Below are 20,685 nucleotides of genomic sequence, written 5' to 3'. Positions count from 1 at the left end.
ATTGCGTTTATATATTTTTAGCACTAATCTAACGGATTTTTTATTGTATTCATATCGGTGCTTACAATAGTTGTTTATATACAACTATAGGTGATGATATATCTATTATGTCAGTCATCACAATTCAAAAAATAAAGCTGAGCATTAGGTTTTGCTTGTATATGAACTGATGCAATAAATGTAATTAAAATCCTTAAAGAAAGAAAATAGTAGTTGATAACGGCTAGATAATAGGATAAGCTTATATGATAAATCTAATACTCCTAAAATATTTACACTAAAAGTTCTTGACATATACTTTCGTACGCTATATATTGAGGCTTTAATAAGTATCAACCAAAACATAAGATTATGTCCAAAGAGAACTTTGAAACCCTAAAGGGGAGCATTGCGGCTATGGAAGCGGCAGAAACGAAAATTCCTAACATGCCTGTTGACGTTTACTTGCAGGAAGCCTCCGATTTATTCGAATGGAGTAAAGCCGATCAAAAGCAATTAATTGAGGTAGGAGTGCCCAAAAATTATTTCGATGAATTTGAGGCTCGAATTGGAGCTTTACGCTATGCTCAATCCATCTGGAATAAAGATCAATACACCAAAGAAGAAGCCCAGCAGGAGTGGGACGAAATGAGCCCGAAAGCGGTAGACTTGAAAAATGAAATTGAACACGCCTTCCGTTTTGCTTTCCGAAAAAGACAGGATTTACTATCCAAAGTGCAAGGAGTGGAGCAAGGCACTTCCAATGCCGACTTAGTGCAGGATTTAAGTGACTTAGCAGCCTTGGGTTTAGCCAATTTACCGCTCTTAAAAGCTATTAATTTTGAGGAAGATAAACTACACCTTGCGGCTAGTCAGGCTTCTGAAATGAGCATTTTATTAGCCAAGGCGAATGGTGAGCGTAAAGAAAATAGCAGCCCCAAAATTACCCGTGATAAAGCCTACAGCTATTTAAAACAAGCAGTAGATGAAATCTATGAAGCTGGTAAATACGTCTTCTGGAAAGATGAAGCGAGACGAAAAGGCTATTCGAGCCGATATTTTAGGATGAGACAAGCCTCATAATACAAAGCCTTCCTGAATTCAGGAGGGCTTTTTTCATACAGCCATGCTGATAAGTGCGCAGGAAATTGATAATTTGGCGCATGAGAGGTCAAAAGTCTCGCAGGAAGCCCCCAACTTGGCGCAGGAAGGGGTATAAGTCACGCAGGAAGCCATTAAAGTACCGCAGGAAGGGGTAAAAATGGCGCAGGAAAGGGTATTAGTGCCGCAGGAAGCCTCAATAGTCTCGCAGGAAAGGGTCATATTCACGCAGGAGAGGGTAAAATGACGCAGGAAGCCTATTTCATAAGCAGGCTTGGTGTTTAAGTCTTAAGGTATTGATAATAATTTCTAAGCATGCAAAGCATGCGGGAATGAAGGCTACGTTTTATTTATCGTTCCATGCTTTACCTTCAATTAAATCAGAATATTTAATTTCTTGAAATGGTAATTTATCCAGCTTCTCGAAGCTTTTATTTATTTCGCTCCACAGGTCGTATTTTTCACTGTTTTCTAATGTTTTAGATATCATTTCGAAAGAATTCCCATAAAAGGTGTACTCAATTAATTCACCAGCACAACAACCATAAGAATTGAAAAATAGTATTTTATTTTGATCAATAATACCACTAAAGTCGCAACCTAGAAGCATAGTCTTTTGGCTCTCATTACTTTTAAATGAGTCTCCTTGAAAATATATATACCATTCTCCTCCGCCTTTTCCGAAGACTCCTGATTTTTGACCACTTAGAGCCACATCATTTAAACCGTCATTATTAAAGTCATAAATACAGCGATATAAAATTTCATTTTCCAGATTTGCCGGAAAATCTAAAGGTTTGCTTAAATAGTTATCCAATGAAGCTTTGAAGAATTGATCAAAGGTTGAAGTTGAATTTATGCTGATTAACTGAAAACAGATACTTAGGAATATATAAATCATTTTTTTGATGACATATCAATTTAGCCTAACGGTCTCGTATATGAAAAGTAGCGAGTTTTCCTCACTGACTTTTTGGTTTATTACTGACCTTTAATTTATTCATTTTGTTTCCTTAAAGCGATAAAACCGCTATTTTTTATATACATTGTTAGCCATGGGGCTTTTATTCTTTCAACTCAAAAAATTTTTCCAGAGTATTAAATGTAAATATTGATTTTACAAATATTTCTTCCAAAACTTCAATGTAATTGCTATCTGTAATTCCAAAATATTCAATAGCTTTTTTACAGTCTTTATTAGACTCACTAAATGTATGGGCAATTAGTCCAGACCTTAAATTTTGAAGATTTCTTAAAAACACAAACATATCGGGAATATTCATTCCTTTTGACTCTAAAAACTTTTCAAACTTTCCAATTCCTCGAATTTTTGACTCTAAATCTAACCCTTTTGCCAATTCCTTTTCATTAAGTCTATCAATAGTCAGTTTTACTATTGTTAGAGTTTGCTCACAGAAAGCTTTAACGTTATTTGTTGTTATTTTATGTAATGCAGTAAATAGATGCTCATCTTTTTTTGATAATGGTTTGTACAATTGCCAACCAAACTTTTCTTGCCATTTTTTATTGAAGCTTTTATACTTTGATTTAAAGAACAAGTCAACAGTTTCAGGTTGTTCTGCCCATTGACCTTCTATCATTGTTCTGTAATAAGTTCTACTAATATTCATTCCCTCTTTTGGTGGAATATTATATTGTTTCCAATGAAGTTGTTCCTTTTCTGGAAGCATTCTCAAATTGGTAAGAAAGACAGGAATGTATTCATCTACATTATTGTCTATTTTTAATCTAAAAAACTTTGAGCCAACACTAAATCCATCAACTTGATATTTGTTTGGTTCATTGTAGTATTTGTTTAAAACCTCTTTTTTGAAATAAGTAACTTTAAAATGATTGCCGTCTGTTTTTCCGCAATCTTCATAAATTAATTCTCCTTCGTCATCAATTCCGATTATAAATCTTTCATTTTTTGCTTCTCCAAAGTCAAAATGTGATTTCTTTAATTCATTTGGTTTAATAAATACTTTTCCCATAATCCAACTTTGAGTTTTGTCGGATACATTGCGAATTAAATGACTATAAATAAAGTCGTTTTCTTTGATTAATTTATCCTTGTGTTTGATGTTCCAATCTGAAGGGATTTCTTTTAGCAATCTCATAAAATCATAGCATACTACGAAGTTCATATCTCTCATTGTGATATATTCCCTCAAATACTTGATTTTTACCTTAATCAATTTTGGTTCAATGATTAGAACTTCATCTAATTCTCCATAATCGCTTACATAATAAAATGTGCGGTTTTGTTTGTCATTCCCTTTTTCGTAAAGTCGAAAGTAGAGAATAAATTCTTCTGCAACATCTATATATTTTATTGAAGTTTCTTGTAATGAAAAGCTTTTGTAGAATAAAAAAGGTTCTAAACCTTCTTCGTCATTTGATTTATACGTGTTGTCTCCGTAAACAGATGGCTTTCCTTCACTTCCCATTGAAAGTGGCCAATTATAATCTTGACTGTATTTCTCAACTTTGTCGTTTGATATTAGACAACAATATAATCCAGCAGAATCGTCAAAGTCTTTAGAATCATCTTCATAAATTTTCAGCCAACCATTTTTGATTAAGAACTTGGATTCAATTTCCTTTTTTTTGTCCTCTAAAAGAAAATAATCTTTCTCCATTTTTTATTCTTGTAGATTGGTTTTCACCTTGTGGCTAACAACTGAATATAGTTACCCCCTGGTGACTATATTTATATATCGTCACCCCTAGGTGATGATATATCTATTTTGTCAGTCCTCACAATTCAAAAAATAAAGCTGAGCATTAGGTTTTGGTTGTAAATGAACTGATGCGCTAAATGTAATGAAAAAATGGAGTTTTTTGAAATTTTACAGATTTCAAATTCTCCACTCAAAGCGAACTTACCCATAAATAGGTATTGCATTCCTGCTTTAAAAGTGCGAATTTGTATAAGGATTCAAGTTCAACTAAAACCTTCCAATATGAGACCTATAGCACTTGATGCCCGTTCTTTTATGGCATCACCCATCGAAAAGAAATTTATTTTATTACGTTCTGAAAAAGCGGATAAGGACCTTAACTACCTTCAAAATTTTGCCATCCCTAAAATCCTGAACCGGAAGGACGCGGATAAAATGCCGGGCGTTTGGGGTACTCTGGGCTATGCCGATAATACTCCTGTCGATTGGGAAGGGCAGCTGTATTGTTCGAATGAGGGAAATGATCAATTTGAGGATAAATCTACCATTGGGGAGGAGGTAAAGCTGATTAAGGAGATGTATCCTGAGCTGGATCTTCAAAATGACATCAAAGAAAAGGTAATCAACCTTAGTGAGTTAGACATTCCCTATCCTGATATTTTTGCTTTAGAAGAAATTCCTAAGCTAAGATTAGATGCTTTTCTTGGTCCTGAACAGGGCGCTTTGGCCTTTTATCAGCACCAAAGAGAAAATAATGAAGCGGCAGAATTAGACTACATTTTACCGATAGCTACTCCAGCTCATAATACCAATGAGCGCGATCGCCTCACCTATATATTTAATGCGCTACCCCATAAAGCCATAGAAGCCGTTCCGGGTATTCCGAATCGCTATCGCTTATCCACCCAATACAAGCAGGAGGAATTCATTGTGAAAGTGTTGGTATTCAAAAGAGCCTACAGAAAGAATAAGGAAAAGGATTTACCCTCTAATAGTCAGGAAATAGTAGAATTGATTGAAGATGAATTGGCCAGCTATAAAACGGGCCTTTTTGTGAAGGATCATCAGCTATTGGTAATGAATGATAAGGGTAAATTTAGAAATGCAAACTTTGGTTCTATAAAGGAAAGTAAGAAAACCTTATTGCTGCTACATGGAACCTTCGCCAGTACAAAAGGCTCCTTTGGTGAAGTTTATGATTGGCTTCATGATTTCTTAAAGGAGGGGAATTATGAGCAAGTGATTGCCTTTGATCATCCTACCTTTTTCTGGGATGCTGAAGGCAATATCAAGAAGATGTTTAGCATGCTCAATGAGTTAGATATTCAGGCCTTTGATCAGGAAGTGGATGTAATAGGAACCAGTCAGGGAGGATTGTTGGCACAATTTCTAGCCAATTACGGGCAGGACAGTCTTCGAGTCGGCAAAGTAGCTTTGGTAGCTTCTGGAAATGGGGTAGGCTATCTCACTTTTGCAGAAGGCATGGCTTTTGGCTTTAAAATGTTGAAAAAGGTAATGCGAAAGATTGGGATTGGAGCGCCTGTTGTGTTTATCTCAGCTTTATTGCAACATTCATTCGAATGGGTGATTAAGCAACCGGGTGTGGAGGTGATGAAGCCGGGAAGTGAAGCCTTAAATAAAATTATTTATAATACGCCTATTCAAGAGACTACGCGCTATCTGCCTATAGCTGGAAATTATGAAAATAATGGGTGGGGCGCTAGAAAGCTAGAGTTAGGAATTGATAAGATCTTATCGGAACATAATGATTGGGTGATCAGCACCAAAAATCAATTCAGTTTGCCGAGTCAATATGTGGCCATAGCCGGCTATAATCCAGCTAAATACAAAAAGCATATGATTAATGATGCCCTACATGGCAGATTGATTGAAAAGCAGGATTGTCAGGATAAAATTGAAAGCTTTTTCTTTACCGAAGAAGCTGAAAAAGTAGATTATAACAAACTAAAATCTATCGATCATTTTGATGCGCATTGTCATCTGTTTGGTCGAAATGTGATCACGGGTAGGCTTATCTTAATGTTATTGGGCGATATAATAGATTATCTTGATCAGGACAATCCTGATGAGCAGCTTGAACCGATCAACACACGAGAGGGAGAGGGAAGTGAACATGGAATTGGCAGGGTAATTCGTAATGTATTTAATTATTTCTTATTCAATAAAGGCGCTCGCCAAATGCTAGATGATTTGGAAGAAGATTATTGGGAAACTAGAGCGCATCAGCCTAAAACCTTTCGCTACATTCCCCTTATGTTCGATTTAGAAATGACTTTCAGAAATGATTATGATGCGGATAATGCAGCTTCCGTAATTGCTGAAAAAATGCAAGAGTTTAAAGTGAAACATGCTGAATTTTTAGATCAAATGGATAGTCTGGTTCAGCGCTTTGAGGAGAATGGTGAGTTTATCTTTAGCGATGAAAAGGTGCCAAATGAAGATTCAGTGAGAATTCTTAAATATGCCAAAAAGATTATAAAAGGCTTGAACCTTGTGAACGCTGCGGTTTTAGAGGATGCAAAGAATTCCTATAAAACCCAGAAGCAGGAATTAGAGCAATTAAAGACGCTTTACGGAAATGATATCTTTCCATTCCTAGCTGTTGATCCTCGTAGAGAAGGCATGGCTCAGGAAGTGGAAGAGAATATCGGGAAGGACAAAGTTTTCCATGGGGTAAAGCTCTACACGCCAAACGGATATTCGCCCACCGATTTAAATCTATTTGATCCTGATAATGCCTTTGTGCATGGTACAAGTTTGTACAAATGGTGCGAGGAAAACCAGATTCCCATTATGGCACACTGCTCTGATTCTGGCTTTGCTACTTTTACGGATCGCATTCAAATTTATGGTGACCTGTGCACCCAAGAGGAGGACACTAGCGACAATGACTATACCTATAAATTAGTTTTTAAAGATAAAGCCTATCATGATTTCGAATACAACCTACTGCAGGGTGGTTTTGATAAGTCGATTAAAGAAAGAGCGCATCGCTTAAACCATCCAACTTTATGGCGTAAGGTTTTAGAAAAGTATCCTGATCTGAAAATATGCTTAGCTCATTTTGGTGGAGGAAGTCACGAATGGCAAGAAGAAATCAAACGCCTGATCCTGGATTTTGATAATGTATATACTGATTTATCCTGTCAAACTAAGCCTGAGATGCTTCAAACTATAGCAGAACGCTATTTTAAAACAGATACTGCTGATAATCAAAAAATCAGAAGTAGAATTATGTACGGTAGTGATTACTTTTTAAATATGCTTCAGGGTATAGCGTTTAAAAACTATTACGGTAATTTCCAGAAAGCATTTAGCGAGCAACAGATGGAATATATGTCGGTGAAAGTAGTAAAAGAATATCTTGGGGTATAGTTTTCATCTTCTGTGTGTTGAAAACTAATGCATGCAACAAAGGCCTTAGTATGCGATAAGACCCTTATTGTATCATAGAAGAATTAGAAATTATTTTAAGCTACTTTTACGCTCGATTTATGAAGTTTCAAACTGGTATTGTCAATTGAATCATTCAAATTATTGATATTTTTAAAGCCTTTCATGGATAAGTATTGTGCAGTAACTGCACTTCTGCCTCCTACTCGGCAGTGAACAAAATACTCTTTCTCAGGATCCAGTGAAGAGATGGCTTCACTTATGTTAGGTGCATTAACTGCATGTTCTAAGTGACCGCTTGCAAATTCTGATGGAGTTCTAACATCTAAAATTATTGCTTCAGGATTTTCTTTGATTCCTTGATCAAATTCCTGAATAGTTAAATTTTTATAATTAGGCATAACTTTAATGTATATAGTTTGTAATTTCTGTACACAAGTAAATATATGAAATAATTAATTAAAAAATCATAACAACTTGATTATTATGTAAATAAAATAATAATAAATGTTGCTAAACATGACAAATATCATTCTTTTAGGCTAAGTAAAATTATCAGTTAGCTTTTAAGAAAGTTCACTCATCCCTATAAAAACCTCATTAAAATAAGTTCATTTTACTAGCCAACTTATTTTTTGTAGTTTAAAGATTAACTATTCTTTAAATCAATCAATAAGCTTAAGATATGCACATTATAGATATTTCAATATTCGTCATATATATGCTGGCTATGCTGGCGGTAGGCTATTATTTTTTGCGATCAAATACGGGTATGGATGACTATTATGTGGGCGGAAGAAAAATGAGCAGTTGGCATATTGGATTAAGTGTAGTGGCAACCGATGTTGGTGGAGGCTTTTCTATAGGATTGGGTGGTTTAGGATTTACGATTGGAATATCCGGTTCATGGATGTTGTTCACCGGTTTAATAGGAGCATGGTTAGCGGCTGTTTTTCTAATCCCGAAAGTAAGAGGCAATAAAGCTTTTGAAAAGTTTCATACCATGCCACAGTTATTTGCTTATTTCTTTGATAAGAAGACGGCCATTGCTGCCGCATTAATTTCTGCAGTTGGGTATTTAGGCTTTACTAGTTCTCAAATATTGGCAGGGGCAAAATTGGCTTCAGGTACATTTCCTGAAATCGGCTTGAACCAGGCTTTGATCATTATGGGTGTTATCGCAGTGGTTTATACCGTAATGGGAGGAATAAAAGCGGTGATCTATACTGACACTATTCAATGGATTATTTTACTGGGGGGCTTAATTCTAATCGGGATACCCTTATCCTATTATTCAGTAGGCGGATGGTCAGCCATTAAAAAAACGCTCGATCCTGAAATGCTTTCCTTAACTAATTTAAATTGGCAGGATATAGTATATTGGGTAGTTACCATCATCCCCATTTGGTTTGTGGGCATGACCCTCTATCAAAGAATTTATGCGAGTAAGGATGTGAAAACAGCTAAAAAAGCATGGTTTATTGCAGGCTTATTTGAATGGCCAGTGATGGCTTTTATGGGCGTTGCCTTAGGATTATTGGCTCGAGTGGCAGCTGATCAAGGGATGTTCGCAGCTTTAGGTCCTGATAATATTGCTCAGGCCGATCCTGAAAAAGGTTTGCCTATGATGCTGGCCACCGTATTGCCGGTAGGTTTACTAGGAATTATGATGTCAGCTTATTTTTCAGCTATTCTTTCTACTGCGGATAGTTGTTTAATGGCTTCCTCAGGAAACTTTGTTTCTGATTTCATTAAGCAGTTTACCAATAAATTTAACACTGATAAAAAGGAGTTAAGATTATCACAAGTGGTTACCTTGATAGTGGGTGCCTTAGCTTTATTGCTCGCCAGTGCTATGGAAAATGTTTTGAGTTTAATGCTCTATAGCTATGCTTTTATGGTATCGGGCTTATTCGTTCCTATTTTGGGAGGATTATTTTGGAAAAAAAGTAATAATAATGCTGCCTTTGCTTCTATGCTTACCGGTGGGTTTATAACTGCTGTTCTTCAAGCCAATAAAATCACCTTTGGAACTGCAACTAAAATGGATGAAATACGAACATTTATAGAGAGAGCCTCTAATTATGTTGGTTTTGCTGATTTGAACTTAGCGGAGATGACTCCAGGCCAAATGGTGAATGTGGTGAATAAAATGCAAATAATTGAGCTGCCATTTAGTGATTTTCTATTCAAATTGCCGCTCGGTTTAGACCCTAACGTATTTGGTATCTTTTTTTCAGCAATAATTTTTGTATCTTTCTCTTTAATATACCCAAAAACTAAATAAATACATGGAATATCAAACTTTAACTTCGATAGACTCAGCAACTACTTTACAAAAAAATGAGATAGCAGATTTTCTCTATACTCATCTAGATGAATTCGGTGATCCCAAAGACGACATCATGAAATGCTTGGATTACGCGCTTAGTTCATTTGGTCATCAAGGTGGATTTGTAGTTTTAGCCAGAGAAAATGGAAGTATAAAAGGTGCCGTTGTGGTGAATCAAACCGGTATGTCGGGTTATATTCCTGAAAACATATTAGTATATATAGCCGTTCATTCTGATCAGAGGGGTAAAGGTGTTGGAAAGGAATTAATGAAAAAAGCAATTAATACAGCTAAAGGAGATATCGCCCTTCATGTTGAACCCAATAATCCTGCAAAATTCCTTTATGAAAAATTAGGCTTCACCAATAAATATTTGGAGATGAGGTTAAAGAACTAAAAATGGCATTTTTAAAACTATACAGAAATAAACTAAAACATAATTTTGAATTCCTACATAAGCTATTTACTGACAATAATCTAGACTGGGGAGCGGTAACTAAGCTTTTTTGCGGTAACGAGCTTTATTTAAAAGAAGTAATCAACCTTGGATTTAAAGAAATACATGATTCCAGAATTGCGAATCTTAAAAAGGTAAAGGAAATAAATTCAAACGTTAAGACTTGCTACATAAAGCCTCCTGCAAAAAGAAGTATATCGGATATTGTAAAATATGCTGATATGAGTATGAATACCGAGTATTACACACTCAAATTATTGTCAGATGAAGCAGTTAGGCAAAATAAAACACATAAGGTAATCATTATGGTGGAAACCGGTGACCTCAGAGAAGGGGTTATGGGGGATCATTTGATTGATTTTTATGCTAAGGTTTTTGAATTGCCCAATATTCAGATTGAGGGGATAGGCACCAATTTGAACTGCCTACACGGAGTTATGCCTTCACAAGATAAATTAATTCAACTTAGTCTGTATAAACAGATAATTGAATTAAAATTCAATAGAAAATTGCCTTTAGTTTCTGGTGGTACATCGGTTACCATTCCACTAATAATGAATAAGCAAATACCCGCTGGTATCAATCATTTTAGAATAGGTGAAACCCTATATTTCGGAGCAAACTTATTTGAAGAAACTACTATTGAGGGTATGCATGATGATTGTTTAGAGCTTTTCACTGAAATAATCGAAATAACTGAAAAACCGAAAGTGCCAATGGGTGAAATGGCCGCTAATCCTCAAGGAGAAGTAACGGAAATTGATGAGTCCTTATATGGTGAAACCAGTTACAGAGCCATATTGGATATTGGGGTATTGGATATTGATCCAAAATACTTAATACTTGATGATTACGACTTTGAAATTGTTGGCTCAAGTTCTGATATGATTGTTATTGATCTAGGGGATAATAAGGAAAAAAGAAAAGTGGGAGATTTAATAAATTTCAAGCTAAAGTATATGGGAGCTTTAGGGATCCTCAATTCAAATTATATTGAAAAAACTGTAGAATAGGTAAACCTATGGATTTGAATTTAGATGTAGAGGAACTTATTCAGTTACGACATCTCTTACACGAAAATGCTGAGACTTCTAATAATGAGGAGAAAACAGCAAAAATCATTGTTGAATTTTTAGAAGATTTAAAGCCTGATGAAATTTGGAGTAATCAGGGTGGCCATGGTGTTATTGCTGTGTTCAAAGGCAAGGAGCCTGGTGAAAATATAGGTTTCAGAGCCGATACCGATGCACTACATATTGCAGAAACCATCCACTTAGAATATGCTTCTAAAACACCTCATACGGCTCACAAGTGTGGTCATGATGGACATATGACCATGGTGGCAGGAATTGCGGCTTATTTAAAAAACAATCCAGTACAGAAAGGGAATGTATATCTCTTATTCCAACCTGCAGAAGAAACGGGAGAAGGAGCGGAGAGAATTAATAAAGCCTTGAAAGATTTAGATATCCATCTGGATTATATTTTTGGATTGCACAACCTACCTGATTTCCCTAAAGGGAAAATACTAAGCAAAAGCGGAACTTTTGCAGCTGCTTCAAGAGGTATGGTGATCAAGCTATTTGGGAAAACCAGCCATGCTGCAGAACCTGAATTTGGGATCAGTCCAGTATTGGCCATGGCAAAAATCACCACTCAGATGACGAATCTTCATAAAGAATTAGACTTTTCATCTTTAGCATTAGCAACTGTAATTCATGCGGAATTAGGTGAGATTGCATTTGGTACCACCCCTGGTTATGCTGAAATCAGGGTTACCTTACGAGCAATGAAGGATGAGGATATGGAAATCCTGATAGAGGAGGCTGAAAATCTAGCTAGAAAGCATTGTGAAGATGAAGGCTTGGGTTGTGAAATATCCTATACTGAAATATTCCCTTCAACCGAAAATTCTGAAGAAACGGTTAATATTCTGAAACAATCAGCTTCATCCATGGGCCTTGATTATGTTCCATTAGAAAAGCCATTTAAATGGAGTGAAGATTTTGGGCATTATAAATTACAGTCACAAACCGGATTCTTTGGCTTAGGATCTGGGGTGGAATGCGCTCATTTGCATGATGAATTTTATGACTTTCCCGATGACATTATTCCAATGGGAGTAAAAATGTATATTGGTTTAATGAAATATTTTAAAGTTATTTAATCTTTCCAATTTTTACTCTATTAGTTACTGTAGGTCATCAAGATTGATTAAGCTTATAATTTAAGATATACTTTATAAATGCATCAAAATATGTTTAGCACTTCTAATATCAGTTTAAGTAAAAAGGCGGTAAAGCAAAATGTCCGTTTTGTAAAGCGAAAATTGCATAAAGGTGTTAAACTTTCTGCTGTGGTAAAAGGAAATGCATACGGCCATGGTATTGAACAAATGGTACCTTTATTTGAAGCTGCTGGCGTTAAGCATTTCTCAGTATTCTCAACTCATGAAGCTGCACAAGTCTGTGAATTCAAAAGTAAATCTACTGGAGTGATGGTTATGGGTTGGATGGAAGATGAAGCCGTTGAGTGGGCCATAGCCAATGATATTGAATTTTATGTATTTGAAATAGGGAGACTACAGGCTGCAATTCATTATGCTAAGAAATTAGGTAAAAAAGCAAAACTACATATCGAAGTTGAAACCGGTATGAACCGAACAGGCTTTGAAGAGGAGCATCTTCAAGAAGTAATTGACTTGATGCAGGATAATAAAGACCATTTTATTTTTGAGGGCTTGTGTACACACTATGCAGGTGCTGAAAGCATCACGAATTACTTAAGAGTAATGGACCAGATCAAAAAATATCATAAGATTTCCGATGTTTTTGAAGAAAACGGATTCATGCCTAAAAATAAGCATACAGCATGTTCAGCAGCGGCCATGTCCTATCCTGAAACGCAAATGGATATGGTAAGAGTTGGAATCTTACTTTATGGTTTTTGGCCTAGTCAGGAGACTTTTATCGCCTATCAAAGAAGTAATGGCTACGGGCAAGATGATGTAAAAAGGAAAGTTAGACATCCTCTGAAACGAATAATCAGCTGGAAAAGTAAGGTAATGTCTGTAAAGGAAGTGCCAGTGGGAGAGTTCATTGGCTATGGCACCAGTTACCAGGCTACAAAAAAAATGAAGATAGCCACTGTTCCTGTTGGGTATGCTTACGGTTTTGCAAGATCGCTTAGCAATCAAGGTCGGGTGATTGTAAACGGAAAAAGAGTAGCCGTTATCGGCACTGTAAATATGAATCTCATGATTATAAATGTTTCCGAATGCAAAAACATCGGAAAAGGAGACGAAGTGATCATTATTGGGAGCAATGGCAAGCAGACGGTTTCTGTAGCCAGTTTTGGAGAATTAAGTAACCAGTTGAATTATGAGTTGCTAAGTCGATTACCTCAAGATATTCCGAGAAAAGTAGTAGAATAGAGATAAGAATGAAGGGGTGTTTTTTGAAAACCACCCCTTCATTTACCATTATTTTATTTTAGCCAATTTTGCTTTTACTTCAACCTCAGTGGTTTTAAAAATAAAGCCTAAACCTAGTACGGGTCTTTTCACTTTAACCTCATATTGAGGATAGAAAACAACATCGTAACCTTCATTTTTTTGCATCATATCATATAATGCATAATTAGCGGTGGGGTCACTAAGCAGATTCCCGTAAACCGGAATGCTTGCAAATAGATTAGAAACTTCTCTGGTAAACGGATCCTCTACAATTGACTCTTTTTCCACCCTTGCACCCTCCTGCTTGAAGAGTCTTTGAAAATCTATACCGAAAACTCTAGTGCTTTTTGCACTTCCTGCCACTTGATCTGAAAATTCAAAGTCATCTTTTTCAAGATTTACCAAAGTATTTGGCTGCTGCATAGATCTTTGAAGACTTGTACAAGAAGTACTTAAAATTGTGGCGATAATTAACGAGATAATTATTTTGTTCATGGTTCTTTTTTTAATGTAAACTTATAAATATTTAACTATTACGTTGGTGTTTAATAAATGTGTTTTCTTTTGATTGATAATTCTTAAATAAAGAAAATATTTGAATACTTGTTCTACACAAAAAACTTGCCAGAATAGGATGATAAAATTTAAGTTTAAAGTAAAAAAAGTTATATAAAGGTTATGAAATAACATATTAAAACTGTTAATTGTGCCTGATATTTGAAAAACTAAAAACTATTGACACATGAAAAAAGTATTTTTAGCCTTAATAGCTGTATTTGTAGTATCCTCTACTTCTTATGCTTCTAATACTGATCTTTTCACATTAAATGAAGAAAAGATAAATACAGAGTTCAAAGAATTGAATGAATTAGAAGAATTCGTTGCAATGAATGAAGACGTTACCCTGAATACTGTTTATTCAGAGAATTCCAATTTAGTAGCAGGGATGAATTTATCCTATGGTGCTGAGGGTATGATGGGCCACAATGGCTTTTCAATGGACAGCTTTGAGTGGGGTTCTTTTGCATGGGGATTCTGTTGTTTTCCTATTGGTGCTGCGATTGGTGTCTTTACTGTATTATTGAATGATAATAAAGGAAGTGATCACAAAATATCTTACTTTATAGGAGCAGGCCTTGGGTTCTTATTCAGTGGAGGATTAGGAACCTATTATATAGGTCTATAATTAAGAATTAATAACATTTAAACGGCTGATTAATCCTTTAATCAGCCTTTTTAGTTTTTATGAGAGTACATTTCTTTTATCTATTCCTGTTTTTAACGTTTTCTTCATTCACACTTTTTTCACAAGCTTATTTTAGAATCAGTGCTGACTTTTCTATTAAGGACAAAAATCCAAAAGGATCAGAATTTTATAAAGGCAAAGTATTCTTTGATAAAGAGGTAAATAAAGTAGTTTACAATATAAGTTTTCCTGATAAAAAGATGTTGGTTATGGCTGATACCCAAATGTATCAGTTGGTCAATAAAAAAGTAGTAAGTCAACAGTTTGTTCCCTCTACCAATAAGTTTACGGTATTTAACTTAGCCTTAAGTGGTGATCTAAGAAATTTCGGTTTACAAAAAACGGGTTATGCCATTAACACCATCGAAGAGAATGGCGATCAAACCATAATAGAATGGCTACCTCCATCTTATTTAGAAGATAAAATGGGGAAAGTGGTTTTATCACTTAAAGAAGGGCAACTTTTTGGGATCGCACTTTTTAATCCTGAAGGCGAGTTAACCGCAAAAAAGTTTTATCAAGAATATAAAAGTATAAAAGGTTTACCTTTCCCTTCAAAAGTTATTCAAATCAGCTATATAGATGGGGCTGAATATTATAAAATGACTACTTTTAGTAATGTTAAAATTGATGAATTAGAAAGTGATGAGATGTATAATGTTGATTTGTCTAATTAATCTAATTAGTTTAAATGCTTATTCTCAAATACCTAATGAGTTGGAATTATTAAGTGAATTGAGAGAGGTAAAAGAAAAAAAGGAGCCCTCAAAAATCAAGGATAAGTATGAAGCGGTAAATCAGAATACAAATGAGCTTCAAATGCTATTCTCTGGTCTATTTATAGGCTATAAAAAATTTATTTCCTCACAGGATGCACAAAACTGCTCTTTCACTCCTTCTTGTTCAGAATATGCACTACAAGCTGTAAAACAGCAGGGAGTTTTAAGGGGGATGCTCAACGGATTTGATCGATTAACAAGATGTAATTCACTCTCACCTGAAAAGTATGAATTAGATCCTGAGACACAATTATTAAAAGATCCTTTAACATTATAATGAGATATAACTTTCTTTTCCTTCTACTACTGCTAGCAGTTTTCAGAAGCTATTCGCAAGATATTTATGGGCTTGAGAAAAGTAAAAAATTTGCAAGTTATTTATTCAAGAGTGGTCAATATGATCTGTCTGCTATGGAATACGAACGTCTATTATTTCTGGATGAGGATAATGACACCCTTAAATACAACTTAATAAACAGTTATTTCCAAAATGAACAAATTGATAAAGCTTTGGATAGAACACAATATTTATATCCATCTTTAGCGGATTTGAGCATTCGAATGGCTGAGTTATATACTCAGATTTTAATACTGGGTGGTCGGTTTTCTACTTTTGATAATGAATTCAAAGAATTGCCTCTTAAAGAAAATGATAAGAGAATTTATCAGTTTCATAAGGACTTTTTATCCCAGAATTGGGAACAAGTAAAGCAAGGAACCATACAATTGTCTGAAGATGATCATCCGTCAATGGGTAATTTATTAATGCTATACAATAAGCATGAAAGTTATAAGCCTAAAAAGCCATGGGTTGCAGGATTACTATCAGCTGTAATTCCAGGAGGCGGGAAATTTTATACAGGGAATTGGAAAGATGGTGCTTTTAGTTTCATTGCAATAGGTGGGCTTGCTTTTCAATCCTATAGAGGGTTTTCTAAAAATGGAGTTTCTTCAGCCTCCGGATGGATTTTTGGGGCAGTGGCAACTGGTTTTTATGCCGGAAATATTTATGGTTCAGCTAAATCAGCTCAAGTTAGAAATACTGAATTTTGGTTAGAAATTGAAAAGGATGCAAAAGATATTATTCGTTCTAGCTATTAGTTTATTTTCTTCATGGTCAGTATTTAGCCAGAATGTTGAAGAAACCTATCAATTTGCCGAGGAGCAATTAAAGTTAGGGAATTATAATAATAGTTTACTGGCTTTTGAGCGTGCTATATTTTTTGAGGACCATACTTCTGCTGATACTTATACAAAATTAGCAGATGTCTACTTCGCAGCTGGCAATCAAGAGCGAGCGATAAGGTTTTATGATATTGCTTATTTTTCTGAGAATGATCCAGATTTGAAAAATGTGATTATTTTCAAAAAGAGTCTAGCCTATCTTCAATTGGAGAATTATGATCAGGCTTTGATCTCTTTAACCTCTATTAATAGTTTTCAAAATAAGACAGTAGCCCAAAAAAAGACATTTTATAAAACATTAACCTATTATCTGAAAGGTGATTTTGCTTCCTACCATGAGCAATTGAGTCAATATACTGCTGATCAAAATATTGAAGGTAAAGATGAATTGCTTTTGCATAATAAGTGGGAAAAGAAGGCGGCTAAAATAAAGCCTAATTTAGCCATGTGGATGAGTGTTGTTTTACCAGGATCTGGCCAGATTTTATATGGGGATTGGCAGAATGGACTCAATTCCTTAGCCTTAACTACAGGGCTCATCGCCTTGTATATTAATTATATTGATCAGTTTTCTTTAATTGAAGCTTATCTCGTTGTTTTTCCATGGTTTGAGCGCTATCATAAAGGTGGATATCTTAGAGCAAAGGAGAATGCTGAAGAAAAAATTGATTTATATAGAAGTAAAGCTTATCAGTCTTTACTGAAACTGCATCCCGCAATGCTAAAATAAGAACAGTGAAGGTGAAATTTAAAACTATCATTTTAAGCTTGATTTTGCTGTGCATTTCCTCATCGCTAAGTGCTCAAGTATCCTTATCAAAAGTGGATTCAGTTTTGAAATCACTTTACAGATTTGATTTTGAAGGTGCCAATCATCAAATTGAAGCAATAGATTCTATTGCAAACCCAAGTCTTTTCAATTTTTTAAAATCCCATTATTATCGCTGGTATATGATGCCTATTCATGAGCAATCTGATCAAATAATTGAGCGCTATCAAGACTATTTGTCTGGAGTTGAAGACATAAAGCATGAGGATTTATTGAAAGATTTAAACTACAGTGAAATTAACTCTACTTTATTAAAGGCTGAATACCATTATAACAAGGGGAATTATTACAGGGCTTTTAAATATGGAAACGATATTTACGAAATAGTATCGGACCATTTGGAGCAAGAACCGGAGCTTAGTGAGATAAAATTTTTATCGGGGCTTTACCATTTTTATTACCATTATTATAAGGAACAAAAACCTGCATTTTTCGCTTTCAGTTGGATTTTCAAAGAGGGAGATAAAGATACAGGCTTAAAATGGTTAGAAGAAGTAGCTCAAGAAGAAAGCTTTGTTCAGACAGAAGCCAATATTTATTTGGCTCATATTTATTTAAGAATTGAAGATGAACCTGAAAAGGCACGGCAATATGTTGAATGGCTGAATGCTCAATATCCAAATAATTTGAAGTTTTATGAATTATACATTGAAACTCATTTAGCACTAGATGATTTTTCTCCAGAACTAAAGCTTATGATAAACAAATTATTGAGTTCTGATAAAGTATACTTTCAAAAATACGGTAAAGCATATGAAGCAGTATTATATGCTAAAATAGAAGCTGAAGAAACAGATAAAATTAAAGCGATAGAAAGAGCAAAAATGTTTATCTCATCATTTGGGAAAGCCAATCACCTGATGAGTCTATTACTTTTTCAACAATACTTAATGACAGGGGAAGAGGATTGGAAAGATTATAGGGTATATGAATATAAACTAACTTCAATTGATTAATTTATAAAAACTGACTGGCTGCTCCTACAATACCCGCATGATTTTTAAGCTCGGCAGGAATGACATTCAATTTGTCATCAATGTACTTTTCATACTTTTTGAATTTTTTGCTTACTCCCCCTCCAATGATGATTAAATCTGGCCAAAAAAGTTTGTTGACCTCAACAAGATATTGATTCAGGCGTTTTCCCCATACTTCCCAACTTAAATCTTCATTCTCTCTTATGGAATTAGCGGCATATTTTTCTGCTATATCACCTTTAAATTGGATATGACCTAATTCTGTATTTGGCATTAATTGTTGATTGTGGAACAAGGCTGATCCTATACCCGTGCCTAAAGCAAGTACTAGTACGGTACCCTCATGTCCTTTACCTGCCCCAAATCTCATTTCAGCTAAACCGGCTACATCCACATCATTCATTACACGGGTGGCACAGCCTGTTGCTTTACGGATCATATTGGCCAGTGGCTTATCAATCCAACTTTTGTCGATATTAGAGGCAGTTTTTACAGTTCCGTTGATTATAGCTGCGGGAAATCCGCAACCAATTGGGCCATTCCATTCAAAATGTTTCTGGAGTTTTACCACCGTCTTCATCATAGCTTCAGGAGTAGCGGGCTGAGGTGTTTTAAATCGCTTTCTTTTTGTAATAAATTCGCCAGTTTTTAAATCTACAATAGCGGCTTTCATTCCAGTGCCACCAATGTCAATGCCTAATACTTCCAATGTGTGATTATTTTAATTTGATTTAAGATAGGGTATTTTTTAGCTTGAAAAAAGTAGATCTTATAACAATTTAGATTCTGTTGGATAATTGAAATTCAATGGGCCCTTAATGAAAAAATCCTTACCAAAATGAATTGATAAGGATTTTTTAAAAGTATGATATATTTAAATAAGAGGTAATTTTTTTACTTCTGCTTTCAATTTATTTTTCCTCACTGCAATCTGGATTTCAGTTTCAGGTTTAGCAAATTCAGTTTTGACATACCCTAAACCTATTCCATGACCCAAAGTAGGGGATTGTGTTCCAGAGGTCACCAATCCAATAGTATTTCCTTCCATATCCAATATTTCGTATCCTTTTCTTGGAATACCTCTGTCTTTCATATAGAAACCTACTAGTTTGCGCTCCACGCCTTCTTCTTTTTGTTTCTTTATTTCTTCAGAATTAACAAAGTCTTTAGTGAACTTTGTTACCCATCCTAACTTAGCTTCAATAGGAGAAGTAGTATCGTCAATATCATTACCATACAAACAATATCCCATTTCCATTCTCAGGGTGTCTCTGGCGCCTAAGCCAATTGGTTTAATACCGAATTCTTCACCCGCATTCATGATTTTATGCCAGATGCTTTCAGCATCCTTATTGTGCATATAGACTTCAAAACCACCAGCACCTGTATAGCCAGTATTCGACATGATGACATATTTAGCGTCAGCAAAAGGAGCTACCTGAAAATTATAAAATTTAATAGCGGATAGGTCCATATCCGTAGTGAGCTTTTGAAGCGTAGCTTCTGCTTTAGGACCCTGTACTGCAAATAATGAAAAGTCATCAGATATGTTTACCATTTTGGCTCCAAATGCCTCATTATGCTTAGAAATCCAGTTCCAATCTTTTTCAATGTTGGAGGCATTAACCACCAACATATATTCTTCTTCACCTATTTTGTAAACCAATAGATCATCTACTATTCCTCCTTCATCATTGGGTAAATAAGTATATTGAGCTTTCCCTACTGTTAAAGTAGAAGCGTCATTACTGCTTACTTTTTGAATTAGATCTAAAGCTTTTGGCCCAGAAATTAAAAATTCCCCCATATGGGAAACATCAAAAATTCCAACAGCATTACGAACGGTATTATGCTCTTCAATTAAACCTGAGTAGGAAACAGGCATATTGTAGCCTGCAAAAGGTACCATTTTCGCCCCTAATTGCTCGTGGATGTCATTTATTGCTACTTTTTTCAATTCCATAGTAGTTGAGTTATAGTCTAATGTTTCTTTGCACAGCAAAAGTATGGAAAATAAAGGATTTTGGTGGGGTTTGCAGTAAGCTTTTCCAAAGTTTAGAACTTTGGAAAAGTTGTATTAGTGCAAGGAAGCTAAAAATAGATTACATATTGAACGGTAATAGAATAGTATTTATCGAAAAAGTATAATTTTTAAGGAGAATATTTGTATTATGAGGTGTATAAAAAAGCAATCCCAACCTTCAATAGAAAATTGGGACTCCTTTAAGTGTTTTCACAACGGAATAAT

19 protein-coding genes are annotated in these 20,685 nt (G+C 35.1%); 13 read left to right on the top strand and 6 right to left on the bottom strand.

Annotation, left to right across the window (positions count from 1 at the left end):
* Positions 1-351 precede the first annotated feature (351 nt).
* Positions 352-1,062, top strand: coding sequence for a hypothetical protein (locus tag QYS47_RS15945; protein WP_322347103.1), 711 nt, complete (start codon positions 352-354; stop codon positions 1,060-1,062).
* Positions 1,063-1,426: 364 nt separating this feature from the next.
* Here QYS47_RS15945 and QYS47_RS15940 read toward each other — a convergent pair whose 3' ends face one another.
* Both QYS47_RS15940 and QYS47_RS15935 read right to left on the bottom strand, forming a co-directional pair.
* A complete protein-coding gene (locus QYS47_RS15940; protein WP_322347102.1) occupies positions 1,427-1,981 on the bottom strand; it encodes a hypothetical protein in 555 nt (184 codons plus the stop codon).
* A gap of 163 nt (positions 1,982-2,144) precedes the next feature.
* Positions 2,145-3,722: a hypothetical protein gene (locus QYS47_RS15935; RefSeq protein WP_322347101.1), complete on the bottom strand. Its 1,578-nt coding sequence runs from the start codon at positions 3,720-3,722 to the stop codon at positions 2,145-2,147.
* Positions 3,723-4,046: 324 nt separating this feature from the next.
* Between QYS47_RS15935 and QYS47_RS15930 the strand changes: the two genes are divergently transcribed.
* Complete coding sequence (locus tag QYS47_RS15930; protein WP_322347100.1) at positions 4,047-7,160, top strand: DUF7379 domain-containing protein; 3,114 nt, start codon at positions 4,047-4,049, stop codon at positions 7,158-7,160.
* A 95-nt stretch (positions 7,161-7,255) separates the two neighbouring features.
* Here the strand turns inward: QYS47_RS15930 and QYS47_RS15925 are convergent, their stop codons facing one another.
* Positions 7,256-7,579, bottom strand: coding sequence for a rhodanese-like domain-containing protein (locus QYS47_RS15925; RefSeq protein ID WP_322347099.1), 324 nt, complete (start codon positions 7,577-7,579; stop codon positions 7,256-7,258).
* 284 nt (positions 7,580-7,863) lie between these two features.
* On the opposite strand from QYS47_RS15925, the gene QYS47_RS15920 reads away from it, so the two are divergent.
* From QYS47_RS15920 to alr, 5 genes are all read left to right on the top strand, one after another.
* Positions 7,864-9,465 (top strand): sodium:solute symporter family protein, encoded by a 1,602-nt coding sequence (locus tag QYS47_RS15920; RefSeq protein ID WP_322347098.1) that lies wholly within the window; start codon positions 7,864-7,866, stop codon positions 9,463-9,465.
* Positions 9,466-9,469: 4 nt separating this feature from the next.
* On the top strand, positions 9,470-9,907 hold the full coding sequence (locus QYS47_RS15915) for a GNAT family N-acetyltransferase (protein ID WP_308355761.1): 438 nt from the start codon (positions 9,470-9,472) through the stop codon (positions 9,905-9,907).
* A 2-nt stretch (positions 9,908-9,909) separates the two neighbouring features.
* A complete protein-coding gene (locus QYS47_RS15910) occupies positions 9,910-10,980 on the top strand; it encodes an alanine/ornithine racemase family PLP-dependent enzyme (RefSeq protein ID WP_322347097.1) in 1,071 nt (356 codons plus the stop codon).
* Between the two features lie 8 nt (positions 10,981-10,988).
* The gene (locus QYS47_RS15905; protein ID WP_322347096.1) at positions 10,989-12,134 is read left to right on the top strand and encodes an amidohydrolase; all 1,146 of its coding nucleotides are present in this window, start codon (positions 10,989-10,991) and stop codon (positions 12,132-12,134) included.
* Between the two features lie 90 nt (positions 12,135-12,224).
* The gene (gene alr, locus QYS47_RS15900; RefSeq protein ID WP_322347095.1) at positions 12,225-13,400 is read left to right on the top strand and encodes an alanine racemase; all 1,176 of its coding nucleotides are present in this window, start codon (positions 12,225-12,227) and stop codon (positions 13,398-13,400) included.
* A gap of 48 nt (positions 13,401-13,448) precedes the next feature.
* Here alr and QYS47_RS15895 read toward each other — a convergent pair whose 3' ends face one another.
* Complete coding sequence (locus tag QYS47_RS15895; protein ID WP_308355765.1) at positions 13,449-13,916, bottom strand: hypothetical protein; 468 nt, start codon at positions 13,914-13,916, stop codon at positions 13,449-13,451.
* A 247-nt stretch (positions 13,917-14,163) separates the two neighbouring features.
* On the opposite strand from QYS47_RS15895, the gene QYS47_RS15890 reads away from it, so the two are divergent.
* Genes QYS47_RS15890 through QYS47_RS15865 form a run of 6 tightly spaced genes read left to right on the top strand, consistent with a single transcriptional unit; the run spans position 14,164 to position 18,416 of the window.
* Positions 14,164-14,607 carry a hypothetical protein gene (locus QYS47_RS15890; protein WP_308355766.1) on the top strand — a complete coding sequence of 148 codons (444 nt, stop codon included), beginning with the start codon at positions 14,164-14,166 and terminating at the stop codon, positions 14,605-14,607.
* Between the two features lie 59 nt (positions 14,608-14,666).
* A complete protein-coding gene (locus QYS47_RS15885) occupies positions 14,667-15,344 on the top strand; it encodes a hypothetical protein (RefSeq protein WP_308355767.1) in 678 nt (225 codons plus the stop codon).
* 40 nt (positions 15,345-15,384) lie between these two features.
* Positions 15,385-15,723 carry a membrane protein insertion efficiency factor YidD gene (gene yidD / locus QYS47_RS15880; protein ID WP_322347094.1) on the top strand — a complete coding sequence of 113 codons (339 nt, stop codon included), beginning with the start codon at positions 15,385-15,387 and terminating at the stop codon, positions 15,721-15,723.
* Positions 15,723-16,547, top strand: coding sequence for a tetratricopeptide repeat protein (locus tag QYS47_RS15875; protein WP_322347093.1), 825 nt, complete (start codon positions 15,723-15,725; stop codon positions 16,545-16,547). Before yidD ends, QYS47_RS15875 begins: the two co-directional genes overlap by 1 nt.
* Positions 16,516-17,361: a tetratricopeptide repeat protein gene (locus tag QYS47_RS15870; RefSeq protein ID WP_322347092.1), complete on the top strand. Its 846-nt coding sequence runs from the start codon at positions 16,516-16,518 to the stop codon at positions 17,359-17,361. The genes QYS47_RS15875 and QYS47_RS15870 overlap by 32 nt, the downstream gene beginning before the upstream one ends.
* Positions 17,362-17,372: 11 nt before the next feature.
* Positions 17,373-18,416: a hypothetical protein gene (locus tag QYS47_RS15865; protein WP_322347091.1), complete on the top strand. Its 1,044-nt coding sequence runs from the start codon at positions 17,373-17,375 to the stop codon at positions 18,414-18,416.
* A gap of 1 nt (position 18,417) precedes the next feature.
* Here QYS47_RS15865 and ppgK read toward each other — a convergent pair whose 3' ends face one another.
* Positions 18,418-19,146: a polyphosphate--glucose phosphotransferase gene (gene ppgK / locus QYS47_RS15860; RefSeq protein ID WP_322347090.1), complete on the bottom strand. Its 729-nt coding sequence runs from the start codon at positions 19,144-19,146 to the stop codon at positions 18,418-18,420.
* Between the two features lie 165 nt (positions 19,147-19,311).
* Positions 19,312-20,400, bottom strand: coding sequence for a glycine cleavage system aminomethyltransferase GcvT (gcvT, locus tag QYS47_RS15855; protein ID WP_322347089.1), 1,089 nt, complete (start codon positions 20,398-20,400; stop codon positions 19,312-19,314).
* Positions 20,401-20,685: the final 285 nt, after the last annotated feature.

The organism is Marivirga arenosa (assembly GCF_030503875.2).
GTDB classification, from domain to species: domain Bacteria; phylum Bacteroidota; class Bacteroidia; order Cytophagales; family Cyclobacteriaceae; genus Marivirga; species Marivirga arenosa.
The sequence above is the reverse complement of the archived record's forward strand: the minus strand, read 5'-3'. Positions and strand labels throughout refer to the sequence as shown.